14 protein-coding genes are annotated in these 16,968 nt (G+C 61.4%); 8 read left to right on the top strand and 6 right to left on the bottom strand.

Translation table 11 applies throughout. The annotated features are described in order from the left end of the window. Nucleotides 1–3: 3 nt before the first annotated feature. Together F0P97_RS15855 and msrB are read right to left on the bottom strand one after the other, a co-directional pair. Nucleotides 4–1,836, bottom strand: coding sequence for a cytochrome c biogenesis protein DipZ (locus F0P97_RS15855; protein WP_182283062.1), 1,833 nt, complete (start codon nucleotides 1,834–1,836; stop codon nucleotides 4–6). Nucleotides 1,837–1,849: 13 nt separating this feature from the next. Beyond that, nucleotides 1,850–2,341 carry a peptide-methionine (R)-S-oxide reductase MsrB gene (gene msrB / locus F0P97_RS15850; RefSeq protein WP_182283061.1) on the bottom strand — a complete coding sequence of 164 codons (492 nt, stop codon included), beginning with the start codon at nucleotides 2,339–2,341 and terminating at the stop codon, nucleotides 1,850–1,852. A gap of 177 nt (nucleotides 2,342–2,518) precedes the next feature. On the opposite strand from msrB, the gene F0P97_RS15845 reads away from it, so the two are divergent. The 7 genes from F0P97_RS15845 to F0P97_RS15815 all read left to right on the top strand — a co-directional run bounded on the left by F0P97_RS15845 (nucleotide 2,519) and on the right by F0P97_RS15815 (nucleotide 9,837). Beyond that, entirely contained in the window at nucleotides 2,519–3,235 is a 717-nt protein-coding gene (locus F0P97_RS15845; RefSeq protein ID WP_182283060.1) for a response regulator transcription factor, read from the top strand. After that, entirely contained in the window at nucleotides 3,232–4,698 is a 1,467-nt protein-coding gene (locus F0P97_RS15840) for a sensor histidine kinase (protein ID WP_182283059.1), read from the top strand. Before F0P97_RS15845 ends, F0P97_RS15840 begins: the two co-directional genes overlap by 4 nt. 448 nt (nucleotides 4,699–5,146) lie before the next feature. Continuing rightward, nucleotides 5,147–5,845 (top strand): gluconate 2-dehydrogenase subunit 3 family protein, encoded by a 699-nt coding sequence (locus tag F0P97_RS15835; protein ID WP_182283058.1) that lies wholly within the window; start codon nucleotides 5,147–5,149, stop codon nucleotides 5,843–5,845. Between the two features lie 3 nt (nucleotides 5,846–5,848). Next, the gene (locus F0P97_RS15830) at nucleotides 5,849–7,618 is read left to right on the top strand and encodes a GMC family oxidoreductase (protein WP_182283057.1); all 1,770 of its coding nucleotides are present in this window, start codon (nucleotides 5,849–5,851) and stop codon (nucleotides 7,616–7,618) included. A 12-nt stretch (nucleotides 7,619–7,630) separates the two neighbouring features. Further along, nucleotides 7,631–9,010 carry a cytochrome c gene (locus tag F0P97_RS15825; protein WP_182283056.1) on the top strand — a complete coding sequence of 460 codons (1,380 nt, stop codon included), beginning with the start codon at nucleotides 7,631–7,633 and terminating at the stop codon, nucleotides 9,008–9,010. Nucleotides 9,011–9,094: 84 nt separating this feature from the next. Further along, nucleotides 9,095–9,376, top strand: a complete 282-nt coding sequence (locus F0P97_RS15820; RefSeq protein WP_182283055.1) for a hypothetical protein — start codon at nucleotides 9,095–9,097, stop codon at nucleotides 9,374–9,376. Between the two features lie 5 nt (nucleotides 9,377–9,381). Then, a complete protein-coding gene (locus tag F0P97_RS15815; protein WP_003054244.1) occupies nucleotides 9,382–9,837 on the top strand; it encodes an Lrp/AsnC family transcriptional regulator in 456 nt (151 codons plus the stop codon). Between the two features lie 165 nt (nucleotides 9,838–10,002). On the opposite strand, the gene phnE is transcribed toward F0P97_RS15815, so the two are convergent. The 4 genes from phnE to F0P97_RS15795 all read right to left on the bottom strand — a co-directional run bounded on the left by phnE (nucleotide 10,003) and on the right by F0P97_RS15795 (nucleotide 15,567). Then, nucleotides 10,003–11,577, bottom strand: a complete 1,575-nt coding sequence (gene phnE / locus F0P97_RS15810; RefSeq protein ID WP_182283054.1) for a phosphonate ABC transporter, permease protein PhnE — start codon at nucleotides 11,575–11,577, stop codon at nucleotides 10,003–10,005. After that, the gene (locus F0P97_RS15805) at nucleotides 11,568–12,410 is read right to left on the bottom strand and encodes a phosphonate ABC transporter ATP-binding protein (protein ID WP_182283053.1); all 843 of its coding nucleotides are present in this window, start codon (nucleotides 12,408–12,410) and stop codon (nucleotides 11,568–11,570) included. Before F0P97_RS15805 ends, phnE begins: the two co-directional genes overlap by 10 nt. 76 nt (nucleotides 12,411–12,486) lie before the next feature. Continuing rightward, entirely contained in the window at nucleotides 12,487–13,365 is an 879-nt protein-coding gene (locus F0P97_RS15800) for a putative selenate ABC transporter substrate-binding protein (protein WP_182283052.1), read from the bottom strand. A 225-nt stretch (nucleotides 13,366–13,590) separates the two neighbouring features. Beyond that, nucleotides 13,591–15,567, bottom strand: coding sequence for a choice-of-anchor I family protein (locus tag F0P97_RS15795; RefSeq protein WP_182283051.1), 1,977 nt, complete (start codon nucleotides 15,565–15,567; stop codon nucleotides 13,591–13,593). 552 nt (nucleotides 15,568–16,119) lie between these two features. On the opposite strand from F0P97_RS15795, the gene F0P97_RS15790 reads away from it, so the two are divergent. After that, the gene (locus F0P97_RS15790; RefSeq protein ID WP_182283050.1) at nucleotides 16,120–16,956 is read left to right on the top strand and encodes an RNA ligase family protein; all 837 of its coding nucleotides are present in this window, start codon (nucleotides 16,120–16,122) and stop codon (nucleotides 16,954–16,956) included. Nucleotides 16,957–16,968 lie beyond the last annotated feature (12 nt).

Genomic DNA, 16,968 nt, shown 5'->3' with positions numbered 1-16,968 from the left:
TGGCTATCCGAAAGTGAAGGCATAGGCAGAAACGCCGCTGTCCAGGAACTCGATGCTGAAGGTATGCTCGGTAATGACTCCGGACTGGCGCACCAACTGGTAAAGCCGCTGGCCGGTGACAGTGCCGCTGCCGTCAGCGGACACGTCCACACCGTGGGCGGTGCCGGGTGGTTTGCCGTCAATGCGGACTTTGAAGCGCACGGGCTTTCCGTCAGGGCCCGGGCTCAGCACCAGGTGCAGGTCCCGCGCCTTGAACCGGTAGACGATGCGGCCCGATGGTCCGGTCAGCAAGGCGCTTTCCGCTCCAACCATCCATTGCCCGGCAAGGCCCCAGGTGTTCAGCCTGGGCCGTTCCGGTTCCAGATAGGTTGCCGCCCTGTCGGGAACGGCCTTGGGTGTGGAGAGAAAGTTCTCGGCACGCTCATAACCCAGATAGGTCTCGGGAGATGCGACCTCATCCATGTTGGCGGCCAGTTGCACGCCCCCGGCATCTACCTCCGTCAGGCCCATGGCCGACTGGGAGCTGCCCGCTTCTTGGAGAAGCTGCTGTATCACCCGTTCCGATTCCGCGTAGCCGCCTTCGCCAAAGTGGTGGTGGCGGATGCGTCCCGTGGCATCGATGAAGTAGTGAGCAGGCCAATACTGGTTCTTGAATGCGCGCCAGATTGCATACTGGTTGTCAACGGCCACCGGATAGTTGATGCCCAGGTCTTTCATGGCCTTGCTCACGTTGCCGATGTCGCGCTCAAAAGCGAACTCGGGTGCGTGCACACCAATCACAATCAGGCCCTGGTCGCGGTATTTTTCGGCCCAGGCCTTCACATAGGGAAGGGTGCGCAGGCAGTTGATGCAGGAGTAGGTCCAGAAATCCACCAGCACCACCTTGCCACGCAGGTCTTGCCCGCTCAGAGGCTTGGAGTTGAGCCATTGGGTCGCTCCGCCAAGGGACGGTGCGATGCCTTCATCGGGCAGCGCAGGAGCTGCACTCGATGGTCCGCTCATGCGCATTGCAGCTCCTGCAGACATCATGGCAGCCCCTTCAGCAGGTGCTAGGGATGGTCCCTGCATCATCGTGCCCGGATTGCCACGCATGGTCCTGGGGTCTTCGCCATGAGGCTGGTTCAGGCGCTCGACCAGTTTCTGCTCCAGGCCACCGGTGGAGGCGGTTGACAGTCGGGCCAGTACGCCGGTATCGACCCCCAGGGCGATGGCAGCCACGCCCGCGAGCATGGCTGCCCCGAGACCGCGCCGCACCCATTCACCGGCACCCAGCGAGCGCTTGAGCGCGGCAAATACCCGACCGCCGAGCAGCAGAGCTGCGGCCATGGAAGTCGCGGCCCCGGCTGCGTAGGCCAGCAGCAGCAGGGTCGAGGTGGTGTTGGCGCCCTGCAGGGCCGCACCGGTCAGTATCAGTCCCAGGATGGGTCCGGCGCATGGAGCCCATAGAAGCCCCGTCGCGATTCCCAGCATGACAGAGGATCCTATTTGCGGTGCGCCGCCGATCTGTGCCGACTCCGACAGGCGTGCGCCGACAGCCACCAATGGGCGGGTCAACCGTTCCGACAGATGCGGCAGCAGCAGTGTCAGCCCGAAAACCGCCACCAGAGCCAGTGCCAGCCAGCGGCCATACTGATTGGCAGCCACCACCCAGCCGCCGCCTATGGCGGCGAGAGAGGCAACGATCGCAAAGGTCAATGCCATGCCAGCCAGCAATGGCAGGCCGTTGCGCACAAAGGGCTGGTTCGCGCGAGAGAACACAAAAGGCAGCACGGGCAGGATGCAGGGGCTGACGATGGTCAGCACACCACCCAGATAGGCAAGGACGATCAGCAGCATGGCTTGCTTCTCCTCAGGCGGGTTTGGGCGTGAAAGCCAAGGCAAGGCCATTCATGCAGTAGCGCAGACCAGTAGGAGCTGGTCCGTCTTCGAATACATGGCCAAGGTGACCGCCACAGCGCCGGCAGTGCGCTTCGACACGCACCATGCCGTAGCTTCGGTCCTTTCGGGTGGCGACGGCGTTGTCCAGCGGCTTCCAGAAACTGGGCCAGCCGGTGCCACTGTCGAACTTGGTGGAGGAGGCAAACAAGGGCAAGGAACAGCCGGCGCAGGAAAATGTTCCAGGACGATGCTCCTTGTTGAGCGGGCTGCTGCCGGGCGGCTCCGTCGCCTCCTGGCGCAGCACCGCATATTGCTGAGGACTGAGCCGGGCACGCCACTGGGCATCGGTGTAGCTGATTTCGAAGGTCTCTGTCGCTGCAGTCGCATGGCGCTGGAAGATTCCGGTGGCAAGCGCGGCGGCGGAGGCTGCTGCGCCCAGCAGCATATGGCGTCGGGTGGTCATGGCATCGGCTTTCTGGGTTCGATGACATCGAGCTTATGGAGTGGCGATCCCGAAGTCCTCACGCAAAGTTAAAAAAAACGTGATAACTCCATGCGAGCAGTTTGAGCACAATGTGAAATCACGTGGCTGTGCTCCACAGTGCTGCATCAACCGTCCCTGCCGGAGACCTTATTACTCATGACTATCGCCCGTCGCATTCTGCTGGTCGAGGACGACGCCCACATCGCCGATCTGCTTTCGCTCCACCTTCGGGACGAGGGGCTGGAGGTGGTGCATTGCGCCCGTGGCGATGACGGCCTCGCGCATCTGGAGCGCGGTGGCTGGGATGCGCTGGTGCTGGATCTGATGTTGCCTGGCGTGGACGGCTTGGAGATATGCAGGCGTGCGCGTGCCATGACACGCTACACGCCGATCATCATCATCAGCGCCCGCTCCAGTGAGGTACATCGCATTCTGGGGCTGGAGATCGGCGCGGACGACTATCTGGCCAAGCCGTTTTCCGTTCTGGAACTCGTGGCGCGGGTGAAGGCTCTGCTGCGCCGGGTCGATGCCCTGGCTCAGAGTGCGCGCCTGGAGTCGGGCAGCCTGTCGGTCAATGGGCTGGTCATGGATCCGGTGGCAAGAGATGCATGTCTTAACGGACGCCGTCTCGATCTCACGCCCCGTGAGTTCGATCTTCTGTATTTCTTTGCTCGCCAGTCCGGCAAGGTGTTTTCGCGTATGGACCTGCTCAATGCGGTCTGGGGCTATCAGCACGAGGGTTACGAGCACACCGTCAACACCCATATCAACCGGCTTCGTGCCAAGGTGGAGGTCAATCCAGCACAGCCGACGCGGATCCTCACGGTCTGGGGGCGCGGCTACAAGTTCGCTGAAACTGGAGAGGGCGAATGAACCTGACTCTGACCCAGCGGTTGGCGATCGTGTTTGCCCTGTTGCTCCTGGTCTGCAGCGGTACCTCGGCCTGGCTGCAGCTTCGCTCCAACCGCATGCATGAGCTGGAGGTGGTGCAAGCCTTGTCCCGAGACGTCGCCGAGAGTATTGCTCGCGATGCACAGCTGACCGATGCGAATGGCTTGATGCCTGACGCGGTACGAAATCTCTTCAACCAGCTGATGATGGTGAACCCGAGTGTGGAGGTCTACCTGCTGGAGCCCGACGGCCGCATTGCCGGTCATGCAGCACCCGAGGGGCGTTTGCGTCGCGACCGGGTCGATCTTGAGCCGGTTCATCGATTCATCGATGGACAGATGCTGCCCATTTTGGGGGATGATCCGCGCAGCCGCGATGGCCGCAAGGTCTTCAGTGCGGCCCCTTTGAGCGTAAACGGGCGGCAAGTCGGCTTCATCTATGTGGTGCTGCTTGGTGAGGCCCATGATCTTCTTGCAGCCAGAGGCTCGGCAGATGCGGTGTTGAAGACGGCACTGCTGTCGATTGGCATGGTCGGACTGCTCTGTCTCGCTGCGGGCCTTGTCGCCTTCACCTTGATCACGCGTCCCTTGCGGCGTCTGACCGAGTCGGTTCGGCAGTTTGACATGCATGGCGTTCCTCCCGAGATGCCTGAACGCTCCCCGGATGTGGCCGATCACAGCCGTGACGAGATTGCAGTGCTGGACACTGCCTATCGGCAGATGGTGCTGCGCATCAGCGAGCAATGGGAGGCTCTCACGCGGCAGGATCAGGAGCGCCGGGAATTGATCGCGAATATTTCCCACGATCTGCGCACACCGCTGTCGTCCTTGCATGGGTATCTGGAGACCTTGCTTCTGAAGGATGCTAGCCTGGAGCCTGCAGAGCGCAGGCGCTACCTTGGCATTGCGCTTGACCAGAGTCGAAGGGTGGGGGCCCTGTCCCAAAGCCTGTTCGAGCTGGCCAGGCTGGAATACGGCTTTGTGCAGCCGGAGCTTGAATCATTCTCTCTGGTTGATCTGGTGCAGGACGTTTTCCAGAAGTTCGAGCTTGCGGCAGAGTCGCGCCATATCTCCTTGCAGGCGGACCTTGCCCCTCAACTTCCGGCAGTTCGTGCAGATCTGGGAATGATAGAGCGCGTCCTGAGCAATCTGCTGGATAACGCCCTGCGCTATACCCCCGAAGGCGGGGCGATCAGGATAGCCATAAGAGCTGTGGGCCAAGAGCTGGAGGTGACTATCAGTGACTCCGGCCCAGGCATCCCGCCAGAGTTGCGTGAAGGCCTGTTCAGGCGTCCCTTTACCGTAGGTGGTGCCCGCCGCGACGGAGGCCTGGGCTTGAGAATCGTGCACCAGATGCTGGAGCTGCACGGAGTCTCCATCCATCTTGTCGAGGGTGACGGACAGGGCACCACGTTCCGGTTTTCATTGCCACGGGCTCCAGCTTAGTGTCGACAAAGCGCACCGTCACCTTCCATCTGTTCGCCGTATGGGCAAGTAGTTGGGGGCGAGCCTCGGCACCTCCACTGCCCTGAGTCTGGCAGCACTGCCTCGCATCGTCTTGGGCCCAGAGTGGCAGGCAGTCTTATGTCTTATATCTAAGTGAAAACCCCAGTTGCGCACTCCAATGAAAAACTACGACCTGCTGGTGGGCAAGCTGCTTGCCAGGTACAGATACTTGCCAGCACAACTATTATCAAATTGTTAAGGCGGTATGGGCCGGCTTGAAAAAGGCTCTGGCTCTGCGTACGAGTGCCCGCTTTGCGGGCATTTTCTTTGGGTGTGTGCTTCTTCCAAACTGACCCGAAACCCACCGCTGATTCAAAGAACCTGAACACTCGTTCATTGCGCAACTGGCTGCGCATGGCCGAGGTTCACACGATGTAGGAATCGCACAATGTCCAACTTTTCCCCACCAAGCCGCAGATCCTTTCTGTTCGCCTCCGGTGCTGGCGTCGCACTGGCTGGAACGGCCGTGGCAATGCATGCCAACTCCAAGGAGCCTGCGCTCAAACTGGATGCATACAGGCCCGAGTACTTCAATGCGGACGAGTGGGCCTTTGTTCTGGCGGCAACAGCTCGCCTGATCCCTTCAGAAGGGGATGGACCTGGAGCGATCGAAGCTCATGTGCCGGTGTTCATCGATCGCCAGCTCAAGGGCTACTACGGCAATGCCGAGATCTGGTACATGGAAGGCCCGCACGACCCGGTCGCCACACCCGACCGGGGCTGGCAATCGCCTCTGAACCCTGCGCAGCTCTATCGCAAGGCCATTCCCGCCTTCAATGCGGCTTGCACGGAGCGCTTTGGCAAGGAGTTCAAAAGCCTTGCCACAGAGCAGCAGGACGAAGCTCTGACCGCGCTGCAAAAGGGCGAGATCAAGCTAGACCCTGAACTGAGTCTTTTCTTTGCCACCTTGTTGGCCAATACCAAGGAAGGCTATTTCGCCGACCCCGTGCATGGCGGCAATCACGGCATGCAGTCCTGGAAATACATCGGCTTCCCAGGCGCTCGAGCGAGCTATATGGAGTGGGTGGATCAACACAACAAGAAGTACCCATTGGGACCGGTTTCCATCAAGGGTGAAAGGGCCTGAGTCATGGCACGCATTGAAAAGAAAAAAGACGTAGTCATCGTTGGCCTGGGCTGGACGGGCTCCATCGCCGGCATGGAGCTGGCGGCAGAGGGCCTGGAGATCGTGGCACTGGAGCGCGGCGGCGACCAGAACACGGTGCCTGAGTTCAAGTACCCCAACCAGATCGACGAGCTGACCTATGGCGTGCGCCTGAAGAACATGCAGCACCCGCGTCAGGCGACCGTGACGGTGCGTCGCGACGACAGCGAGATCGCTCTGCCTTACCGTTCGATGGGTTCCTTCCTGCCTGCGAATGGCGTGGGCGGTGCCGGCACGCACTGGAATGGTTTGCTGTGGCGCCCTCAGCCCGAGGAAATCAAGCTGCGCAGCTATGTGAGGGAAAAATGGGGCGAGTCCATCATTCCGGAAGGCATGAACCTGATGGATTACCCCGTCAGCTACGACGAGCTGGAGCCCTTCTTTACCCGGTTTGACGAAGTGGCAGGTGTATCGGGCAAGGCCGGCAATATCAAGGGCCAGATTCAGGCTGGCGGCAACCCGTTTGAAGGCTGGCGCTCGAAAGAGTACCCCATGCCTGCTCTTCCATCGACCTATGACGCCAGCAAGTTCGAAGCCTGTGCCAGGAGCATGGGCCTGCATCCCTTCCCGGCTCCTGCCGGCATTGCGTCCACGTCCTACGTGAACCCCTATGGCATGCAGATGGCTCCCTGCAACTTCTGCGGCTTCTGCGAGCGTTTTGGTTGCTACCAGTACTCCAAGTCCTCGCCCCAGACGGCGGTGCTGGATGCGCTCAAGCGCAAGAAGAATTTCTCCTATCGCACGCACTGCGAGGTTCTGCGAGTGGAAAGCTCGGAAGACGGCAAGACATCAACCGGCGTGACCTACTTTGACTCCAACACGAACGAAGAAGTGTTCCAGCCCGCTGACCTGGTGATTCTGTCGTCCTTTCAGCTCAACAACGTCCACCTGCTGCTGGTCTCAGGCATCGGCAAGCCTTACGATCCCAAGACCGACACCGGGGTGACAGGCAAGAACTACGCCTACCAGATGAATGGTGGCGTGACCCTGTTCTTCAAGGAGGAGAACTTCAATCCCTTCATCGGTCACGGCTCCAACGGCATGTGTATCGACGACTACGGCATCAACCAGAACGACTTCGGCAAGCTGGGCTTCATTGGCGGCGCCTACTGGCGCGTGGGCACCATGAATGGTCAGCCCATCCGTTCCATGCCGTTGCCCAAGGGCACGCCGGGCTGGGGCGCAGGCTGGAAGAAGGGCATTGGCGAGTGGTATGGCCATTCCATGTCGATCGGCACGCACGGCTCGCACATGTCCTACCGCAACAACCATCTTGATCTGGACCCCACCTACAAGGATCCGCATGGTCGTCCCTTGATGCGCATGACCTTCAACTGGCAGGACAACGACATCCGGATGACCCAGTACCAGAAGATCAAGGCCGAGGAGGTGGGCAACGCCTTGAAGCCGGATCTGCTGCAGTCAGGTTTCAAGAATATCGGTGCGAAGTTCGACGTGCGTCCCTACCAGACCACGCACAACACCGGTGGTCACATCATGTCCGACAAGCCCACGGAAGGCGTGGTGAATCGCTATTGCCAGGCCTGGGACAAGCACAACGTGTTCGTCTTCGGTGCCGGCAACTTCGTGCAGAACACCCAGTACAACCCCACCGGCATGGTCGGCGGCCTGGCGTACTGGACGCTGCATGCGATCCGCACCATGTATCTGAAAAACCCACGTCCGCTGGTCTGAGGAGAGCAAGACATGAAGAAAATCCTCAGCATTCTGATTGCGCTGATCGTTCTGGGCGTTGTGGCGGCGCTGGCGCTGATCTACGTCCCTTTCAAGCCCACGCCCGCGAATGAAGCGCTGGCTGCCGACTGGAAGGCAGAAGCCGGCCGCGGCGAATATGTCATGCGTGCCAGTGACTGCATGGCCTGTCATACTGCCAAGGGGGGTGAGCCCATGGCCGGCGGTCGCGGCATTGAAAGCCCCATGGGCACCATCTGGTCCTCCAACATCACGCCGGACAAGGAAACCGGTATCGGCAGCTGGACTCTGGAGCAGTTCCGTGCCGCAATGGTGGACGGCATCGGTGGTCATGGCCAGCAGCTGTACCCGGCCATGCCCTACGAGAACTATCGCTTCATGAAGGAAAGCGATATTCGCGCGCTGTTCGACTACCTCCAGACCGAGGTGAAGCCCGTCAGGAACGAGGTACAGGCCACCAGCCTGAGCTTCCCGTTCAATATGCGCTTCGGCATCCGTGCCTGGAACTGGCTTGCGCTGTCGGGTGATGCAGACTTCAAGCCCATGGCCGGTGACGATCAGCAGATTCGCGGTCAGTACCTGGTCGAGGGTGCAGGTCACTGTGCCGCCTGTCACAGCCCCCGCACTGCCTTCATGGCGCAGAACGGCACACGCCTGCTCGACTCCGGCTTCCTTGCCGGCGGCATGGTGGACGACTGGTCTGCTCCTGCACTGCGCGGCAAGGATTCGCGTGTTCAGCAATGGACGACCGAGCAGGTAGCCGCCTATCTGGCAACCGGCCGCAACGCCCATGCGGTGGCCAACGGAGAAATGGCGCTGGTGGTCGAGCACTCCATGCAGTACATGACCGATGCCGATTTGAACGCCATGGCCAAGTTCCTCAAGACCATGGACGGCCAGGCCGCAGATGCGGCCCCTGAAAAAGTGGCGACACCGGGTCCGCGCAGCACTGCGGTTGCCAGGGCTGATAAAGCTGGAGAAGCCACGGCGGAACTGCTGAAGTCCGCAGCGCCCGACATGTCTTTGGGTGCTCGCCTGTATCTCGACAACTGCGCAGCCTGCCACTTTGTCAGCGGCAAGGGTGCTCCCGAGATCTTCCCCGAGCTGCAAGGCAATGCCATGGTAGTGGGCAAGGATGCCAGCCCGCTGGTGTCGGTGATTCTCAAGGGCGCTTCCTCGCCCGCTACAGAGCGTCGTCCCATGCATCTGGTGATGCAGGGCTATGCCGACCGCCTGACCGACGGTGAAGTGGCTGCACTGGCCAGCTTCCTGCGCAAGGGCTGGGGCAACCAGGCTTCGGATGTGAGCGAAAGCCTGGTCAGCAAGGTGCGCAGGCACGTACAGGCCGATGCTGCTCCGCAGCGATCCCTGTAAACAGCATGAACATCCGCCAGGTGCCTTGTGCGCCGGGCCGGCTCCCGAAAACCCGGCCCGATGTAAATCCGGCCGGGTTTTTTCATGCAGCTGCCGTTTGCCGAGGCGATTGAGACGTCCAAAAATCAACAGGCCGCACCACTGTGCTTAAGTGATGCGGCCTGTTGCGTATGCGTGTTGCGGATCAACCAACCGGATGCTGACGGTAAACGGCGCGGTATGTTGAATGGTTTTGCTGCGTCGGTAAACGTGCTTCCATGGACTCAAGTGTGCATTTTGCAGTGCAGAAAATGTTGCTTCAAATTCTGCAAATATGCTGTTGCTACAGAAAATTTTTCCGTTATTGGTATTTTGGCGGTAAATTAAAGGATATGGATACTCTGGATAAAAAGATTCTTGCTGCATTGCAGGCTAACGCGCGTGCCAGTCTGCAAGACATTGGCGCAGCCGTGGGTCTGAGTGCGTCACCATGCTGGGCTCGCATCAAGAAGATGGAGGAGGCCGGCGTGATCGAGGGCTATACCGTGCGTCTGAACCCGCAGGCGCTGGGATTGGCCGATTCGGTTCTGGTCATGGTCACGCTGGACAGCCACTCGGACAACACGCTGGAAAAGTTCGGCGAGGTGCTGGCCACCATTCCCGAAGTGGTGGAAGCGCATCTGGTTTCGGGCGAGTACGACTATCTGCTGCGTATCGTTGTCAAGGACACGCGCGATTACGAGCGCCTGCTGCGCGAGAAGCTCTACAAGATCAAGGGCATACGCCATAGCCAGTCCAGCTTTGTGCTGCGCACGCTGAAAAAAGCCGATCTGCCTCTGGGGGTCTGAAGCGGCATCGCCCTAAGCTGTGCCAGATGCGGCTGAAGTCATTCAGGTTTCAGCTCTCATCGAGACCTGGATGCGGGCCGGGCCGCTGCCAGCGCTGGCCCATCGGAGGCGGCTGCGTAGTGAATTGGCGGGGGAGCTGAGGAAGCTGACGCGGAGCCAGCCGTGTCAACGCATGGCGCGGCGCAAGGCAGCGCTGCTCCAGTCCACGGCGATGCTCAGCAAGAGCATGGCGATGATCACGGTGCTGGCCTGGGCATAGTGGAACAGCGAAAGCTCGAAGTACAGCAGCTGGCCCAGCCCGCCTGCTCCTACAAAGCCCAGAATCGCCGCCATGCGGATATTCATCTCCCAGCGGTACAGCGTGTACGCCAGCAGTTGCGGCGCAGCGCCAGGAAGGGTGCCGTAGCAAAATGCCAGCAGGCGATTGCTGCCGCTGAGCTTGAGCGCATTCGCGGGAGCTGCCGGAGTATTCTGCAAGGCCTCGGCAAACAGGCGGCCCAGCACGCCGGTGGTATGCAGGGACAGGGCCAGCGCACCTGCAAACGGGCCAAGGCCCACGGCCAGCGCAGTGATCGTGGCCCAGACCAGTTCGGGCACCGAGCGCAGCACATTGAGCAGCACATTCCATGGCGCACGCCAGCGCGGCAGGGCCAGCAGCAGGCCAGCGATCGCGGCCAGCAAGGTGCCGACGATGGAGATGGCCAGAGTCTCCCAGATGCCTTGCAGCACCTTGAGCAGCCAGGGCTGGCTTAGATCGGGCGGGAAAAAACCGCGTACAAAGTCGCCCATGCTGGCGGCGGCATCTGCCGTGAACAGCGCCGAGAAATCAATATCCAGAAGCCGCAGGCTGGCCCACAGGGCCGCACAGGCAGCCAGCACAAATGTGCCGGTTCGCCAGCCGAAGGGCCGGGGGCGCGCCGCAGGCGCAGCGTCGAGCGTGCGACGCAGCCACCAGGAAAGCAGATCGGCCGCTGCCACCAGCAGCATGAAGGCCAGCAAAATGCTGGCGGCTTCGCCGCCGTTGAGCATCTTCATGGCCTGATCCATGAGCTGGCCCAGGCCTCCCGCCCCGACAAAGCCCATGACCACCGAGGCACGGATCGCGCATTCCCAGCGGTAGACGGTGTAGGACGTCAGCTCCGTGGCCGCCTGCGGCAGCAGGCCGTAGAGCAGGGCCTGGATACGGCCGGCGCCGCTGGCACGCAGGGCGCGGGCCGGAGCGGGGGCTGTGGATTCGAGAATTTCAGCATAGACCTTGGCCAGCATGCCGCCATAGGTCAGGCCCAGGGCCAGCACACCGGCTGCGGGGCCCAGACCGAAGACGCGCACAAACACCAGAGCCCAGACCAGCTCGGGAATGCCGCGCAGGATGGTGAGCACGCTGCGGGCGATGGGGTTGAGCGTGACCCTCTCGCGCGCCGCGCCCGTGGACAGATAGGCCATGGGTACGGCAATCACGAAGGCCAGCGCCATACCGGCCGTGGCGATGGCCAGGGTCTCCAGCGTGGCCTGACCCAGGTAGGTCAGGAACTCTGCATTGGTTTCGGGCGGCAGAAACTGCGCGAGAAAGCCGCCGATGACTTTGAGATTGTCTACATCGAAAAACGGCCTGAGCGAAAAGCCCGAGGTCTGCAGCATGGGCCAGAGCACGGCCAGCGTCAGGATCAGAGCGCTCAGGCGGCCGCGAGCGGAGGGGTCATGGCGTGATGGCCGGGCTGGATCGGGCATGTCTACCGGCATGCGTTCACCTGGATGGGAGTGGGCGCGGCGCTGACGAGGTCGCTCTGAGCCAGGCGGTTGTGCAGCATGGGCAGGTCGGCCGCTCTGCCATCGGCATGGGCATAGAGCGCTTGCAACTGGGTGTCGCCGACCTGCGCGGCTGGCAGGTCAAAGGCCAGCCGGCCATCGCGCACGCCGACGATGCGGCCAAAGTTGGCCAGAGCCAGATCGACGGCATGCAGGCTGGCCACCAGGGTGGCCTTGCGCGTGGCAGCTTCCTGAACCAGCAATTGCACCGTGGCCTGCGAGAGCGCAGGGTCCAGAGCGGATACAGGCTCGTCGGCCAGAATCAGGCCGGCCTGCTGGTAGAGCACGCGGGCAATGCCCACGCGCTGCAACTGGCCGCCAGAGAGCTGATCGCAGCGTGCAAACAGCTTGTCGTCAAGCTGTACGCGGGCCAGGGCTTCGCGGGCGCCCGCAATGTCCTGCGGGTAGGCCAGCGATGCCAGCGCCTTCCACATCGGCCACTGGCCGAGCTTGCCGGCCAGCACGGCCGTGACCACACGTTGACGCAGTGGAATGGGGGCGGCCTGGTGCACGGTGCCGATGCGGCTGCGCAGGGCCTTGAGTTCGCGGGCTGCGGATTGCGCAGACACGGTCTGGCCCAGCACCTGCATGCGACCTGCCGTGGGCAGGTAGGCTGTGCCTATGGTGCTGAGCAGCGAAGTCTTGCCGGCACCGGAGGGGCCGATGAGCGCAATGCTCTCGCCCTGGGTGGCGTACAAGGAAATATGGGACAGGGCGGTAAAGCCGTTGCTGTGGGTCAGGCCCACATCGTCCAGCATGAAGCTCATGAGACGAATACTCTGAAAACAATAGCTGCCAACGCCTGATATATAAGCGTTGGCAGTCAAAAAAGAGCTGAATTTCTTACTTCAACAAACCGGCGGACTTGGCGGCAGCTTCGATGCCGTCGTAGTTCTTGGAGCCGGTGGCGATGAACTTGGAGGCGCGCTGCAGGTCCATGATGGCCTTGTGCTCTGGCTTGCTGGGGTCCAGTGCCAGGAAGGCAGCGGTCAGCTTCTTGACGATGGCCGGGTCCAGGTCGCCGCGCACTGTCCAGTTGTAGTCAAAGTAGGTGGGCGTCGTGGCGAACACGCGTACCTTGCTGGTGTCCACCTTCTTGGATTCGACCAGCTTGTCCCACACCGAAGTGTTGAGCACGCCGGCCTCGGCCTTGCCTGCGGCTACAAAGGCCACGGTGGCGTCATGCGCGCCCGAGTAGGCCACGGTCTTGAAGTCTTTTTCGGGGTTCAGGCCGTCCTGCTGCAGAAAGAAGCGCGGCATCAGGCTGCCCGAAGTGGAGGAGGGGGCGCCAAAGGCAAAGGTCTTGCCCTTGAGGTCGGCCAGCGTCTTGATGGCGGGGTCGGCCGTGATGAACTTGCTGGTGAAGACCGCATCCTCGGCCCGCTGCACGATGGGGATGGCCGTGCCGTTGGTGCGAATCTTGGCCTGCACATAGGTGAAGCCGCCCAGCCAGGCCAGATCCAGCTTGCGGGTGGCCAGAGACTCGACCACGGCCGCGTAGTCGGAGACGGGGGTGAACACCACCTTCATGCCGGTGGCTTGCGAGAGGTATTCGCCCAGGGGCTTGAACTTGCGCTGCAGCTCGGTCGGTGCCTCGTCGGGAATGGCCGAGACGCGCAGCACCGCGGGGGTGTCTGCATGCGCTACGGACAGCAAGGAGGAGGCGAGAGCTGCCACGGCCAAGCCGCGCAGCGCCTGGCGGCGAGCGAAAGAGTGCGTCATTAAGTGCTCCGTTCAAAAAAGCCACCGCCGTCCGGATACACGGCGGTTTAGTAGGTCGCAAGCGTCTGGCTTGCGACGAATGGGGACCCATAGGCGGTACACCGACCGCTGGCGCTTATTGTTACGTAATTGAGAAACCCTCGGCGCAGTCTTTGCTTGATTTGAATAGCAAAAAGCCCCGTGGGAACGGGGCCTGGCATGAAAGCGACTGCTTGTCTGGAGGGTTCAATACTGCAGATTGAGCTGGTAGATGGCTGTGGTTCCGCTGACCTCGTTGCCCACCATCAGCAGGGGCTTGCCGTTGGGTGACTTGGCCGCGGAAATGAAGTGCAGGCCTTCGGGGCCCAGATCGCCCACATCGCTGAGTGCGGTGCCTGCCAGCGCGGACTTGCTGTCAAAGCCGGCGCTCCAGTTCTCGCGAGTGTTCAGATAGTCGATCTGCTTGGGTGCCTTGGGGTCGGTGATGTCGAACACCAGAATGCCGCCCATGCGTTCCAGGCCCACAAAGACAAAGGTCTTGGTGCCGATCTGGCCCACGGTCAGGCCTTCGGGCTCGGGACCCTTGGCGCTGCTGCGCGCATCGAGCCTGGCCGTTTCGTCATGACCGGTGTTGAAGTAGGCGGCGCAGGCAATGTCACGTTTGGCGCCCAGCTTGCATTCGGGGCTGGCGATGAATTTTTCGATGGCAGCGCCAGAGTCCCAGACCTGCTTGCCCTTGGCATCCCAGATGGAGATGGAGCGACCTCCATAGGCGTATAGCCTGTCATAGGTCAGATATCCCTTGCCATCCTTGACGGGGTTGCCGCTGCTGTCGGTCTGGTAGCCCATGGTCCAGGTGACCTTGAGGCGGCCCAGTTTGTCGTCGTCGCGGCAGGTCTTGGGGTCTGTGCCGACTGCGCCGCACCAGGCAAAGTTGGCGCCACTCAGATAGGCGCCGCTGGCCAGCCTGGCCAGATGAGCGGGCAGGTCGTCGCCCGCACGGCGCAGAAAGCCGTCCTTGTGCACCAGATGCTTGATGCGCCACTCTTCCACAAAGCCCTTGGTCACATCGCCTGCCGCAGCCGGGGTGCCGCTTGTTTTGTCGGCGGCGGTGCCGAAATAGCTTTTGTTGCCTTCACCCCAGGCACGTGCATCGCCTTCGTTGGCCGTGACCAGATAGGTTGCACCGTCTGCGGCCTTGTAGGCGGCGATGGAGTCCGGCTGGAACATGCCGTAGACGTTGGGGGCCCGGGTGATGTCGATGACCGGGCTCTTGCCGTCACTGTCGGCGAAGTCCAGCTCGTTGCCAACAGCGCCATGATCCTTGTAGCCCAGAGCCACCACCTCGTTCACGGTGGCGCTGGCAATGTCCACGATGGCCAGCGCATTGTTTTCCTGCAGTGTCACCCAGGCCGTCTTGCCATCGGGGGCCACGGCGATGTATTCGGGCTCCAGGTCGTTGGCCACGGCGGCCGTTCCCTGGCCGTCTGCGGTCGGGCCGAAGATGCGCACGCCCTTGGCCAGCAACTGGGCCTTCTGGCTGTTGAAGGCCTTGAAGTCGGCAGTGCGAGCCACAGGCTTGGCGGGCGTGCTCACGTCGATCACGCTGATCGAGCCTTCGGGGTCGATCTGGTAGTCATCGCTGGGCTCGCCCTCGTTGGCGACCAGAATGGTCTTGCCGTCGGGGGTGAAGGTCAACATATCGGGCAGGGCGCCCACGGGCACTTCTGCGATCACGCCGAGCTTGTCGGCGTCATAGATGACAACCATGCCCTTGTCCGTCTTGACCGATGCCTGCACGGCTGCGGCCACCAGGCCGCCATGCACGGCCACGCTGTTGATGGAGGCCCCTGCACCCAGCGAGAGCTTGGTGGCATCCAGACTGGCGAGCATGCGCGGTGCGGCGGGGTTGCTCATGTCCAGCACATCCAGCGCACCTTTCTGGGCGTTGACCACAAAGCCGCGCTTGGTGACGGGATCGAAAGCCGTAATTTCGGCGGCGCTCTGCAAAAAAATGCCCGACTGATAGCTGCCGATTTTTTCGAGCAGGAGCGAGACAGGCGTCTTCTCGGGCTCGGGAGCCGGTGCCGGGCCTTCAGGAACCGGAGCAGGTGTTGGGGTGGTGCTGTTCGTGTTGTTGTCGTCACCACCGCAGGCGGTTAGGGCAGCGGCTGCAATCAGGGAAATCAGAAGATGTTGGCGCAAGGTCTGTGCAGATGTCATTGAGAGTTTGGCAGGTGCAGGAAGAAAACTACGATTTGTAACCAGCCTCTGTTTCATCCCTGTGAAACAGATTCGTGGTCTTTGCACCACAGAGACTGCAAATCGCTTGGCAGCTGCTGTCACAAGCCAATACACTCGCCAGCCATACCCCACTTGCGTTATTCGCTCTCATTTTCGAGGTGCACCATGTCCTGCCGCATTCGTTTGCGCTAAACGACTTCGTCACACGCTGATCTCTCACGTGTGCGCTGCGGTGTGGATATATAACCCCCGGAGGTGCCTGACTCGGGCTGCCTCCTACTTTCCCGTTGCATGTCGCCCTGAGGGGGCACTTGCGCCTTCGCGGTGAGCAAGCCCTTGCCTGGCGTTTCTGACCTGGCTCACGCCTTGGTCCTGCGCTCTTCCACTCCCTGAATCCCGGCCTGTTCTTTGCATGGCGGCCAGGTGTCTTTGTCTTCGCCCGATGGTGGCGGCGAGTGCCGCTTTCGTTGTCCTTGGTTTGTCTGCCATGCCTTTTGGTGCGTGGCTTATTCCCTTTTTGGAAAGCACAACATGACTACTTCCCATTTATTCAATCTGGAGATTCTCAAATATCCTCGCACGCCGCATCTGCGTGGCTCGCGACTGCAGGTCGGTGATCAGGCCGACGCCGTGTCCTATGAAGCCCTGGCCGGCCGCCATATCGTGGTCGAGGAAAAGCTGGATGGCGCCAATGCGGCGCTGAGCTTTGGCGCCGACGGCAGCTTGCTGCTGCAGTCGCGCGGCCACTATCTGCAAGCCGATCAGATGGGCGGGCGCGAGCGTCAGTTCAATGCCTACAAGCAATGGGCCAGAGCCCATGAAGGGGCACTGATGGCCTTGCTGGACGAACGCTATGTGATGTATGGCGAATGGCTGTATGCCAAGCATTCTCTGTACTACGACGCGTTGCCGCACTGGTTTTGCGAGTTCGACGTCTGGGACCGCGTGGCGCAGCAGTTTCTGGATACGCCGCAGCGCCATGCGCTGCTGGCCGGTGTGCCTGTGGTGTCCGTGCCCGTGCTCTACGCCGGTATCGCACCGAGGCGCTTGCAGGATTTGCTGGCATTGCTGACACCGTCCCTGGGGCGCAGTGCGCGCTGGAAGGCGGTGTTCGAGGATCAGGTGCAAAGGCAGAAGCTGGATTTGCCGTTGGCCTGGCGCCAGACCGACAGATCCGAACTTGCCGAAGGTCTGTATATCAAGGTCGAGGAGAACGGCCAGACCGTGGAGCGCTACAAGTTCGTGCGCTCCGACTTCGTGCAGGTGATCCTGGAGTCGGGCTCGCACCACAGCGAGCGGCCCATCGTCGCCAACGGTCTGCGTGCAGGCGTCGATATCTTTGCCAATGTGATCCCCAAAAGCTGGTAGGGCTTTACCAGA

The organism is Comamonas testosteroni, from assembly GCF_014076415.1.
GTDB lineage: Bacteria > Pseudomonadota > Gammaproteobacteria > Burkholderiales > Burkholderiaceae_C > Comamonas > Comamonas testosteroni_F.
The sequence above is the reverse complement of the archived record's forward strand: the minus strand, read 5'-3'. Positions and strand labels throughout refer to the sequence as shown.

Bases quoted from the DNA above. Each gene is read 5' to 3' on its own strand.
- F0P97_RS15800 (WP_182283052.1), bottom strand. From the start codon at position 13,365: ATGACGCACTCTTTCGCTCGCCGCCAGGCGCTGCGCGGCTTGGCCGTG.
- F0P97_RS15815 (WP_003054244.1), top strand. From the start codon at position 9,382: ATGGATACTCTGGATAAAAAGATTCTTGCTGCATTGCAGGCTAACGCG.
- F0P97_RS15835 (WP_182283058.1), top strand. From the start codon at position 5,147: ATGTCCAACTTTTCCCCACCAAGCCGCAGATCCTTTCTGTTCGCCTCC.
- phnE (WP_182283054.1), bottom strand. From the start codon at position 11,577: ATGCCGGTAGACATGCCCGATCCAGCCCGGCCATCACGCCATGACCCC.
- F0P97_RS15805 (WP_182283053.1), bottom strand. From the start codon at position 12,410: ATGAGCTTCATGCTGGACGATGTGGGCCTGACCCACAGCAACGGCTTT.
- msrB (WP_182283061.1), bottom strand. From the start codon at position 2,341: ATGACCACCCGACGCCATATGCTGCTGGGCGCAGCAGCCTCCGCCGCC.
- F0P97_RS15820 (WP_182283055.1), top strand. From the start codon at position 9,095: ATGCAGCTGCCGTTTGCCGAGGCGATTGAGACGTCCAAAAATCAACAG.
- F0P97_RS15790 (WP_182283050.1), top strand. From the start codon at position 16,120: ATGACTACTTCCCATTTATTCAATCTGGAGATTCTCAAATATCCTCGC.
- F0P97_RS15855 (WP_182283062.1), bottom strand. From the start codon at position 1,836: ATGCTGCTGATCGTCCTTGCCTATCTGGGTGGTGTGCTGACCATCGTC.
- F0P97_RS15830 (WP_182283057.1), top strand. From the start codon at position 5,849: ATGGCACGCATTGAAAAGAAAAAAGACGTAGTCATCGTTGGCCTGGGC.
- F0P97_RS15845 (WP_182283060.1), top strand. From the start codon at position 2,519: ATGACTATCGCCCGTCGCATTCTGCTGGTCGAGGACGACGCCCACATC.
- F0P97_RS15825 (WP_182283056.1), top strand. From the start codon at position 7,631: ATGAAGAAAATCCTCAGCATTCTGATTGCGCTGATCGTTCTGGGCGTT.
- F0P97_RS15840 (WP_182283059.1), top strand. From the start codon at position 3,232: ATGAACCTGACTCTGACCCAGCGGTTGGCGATCGTGTTTGCCCTGTTG.
- F0P97_RS15795 (WP_182283051.1), bottom strand. From the start codon at position 15,567: ATGACATCTGCACAGACCTTGCGCCAACATCTTCTGATTTCCCTGATT.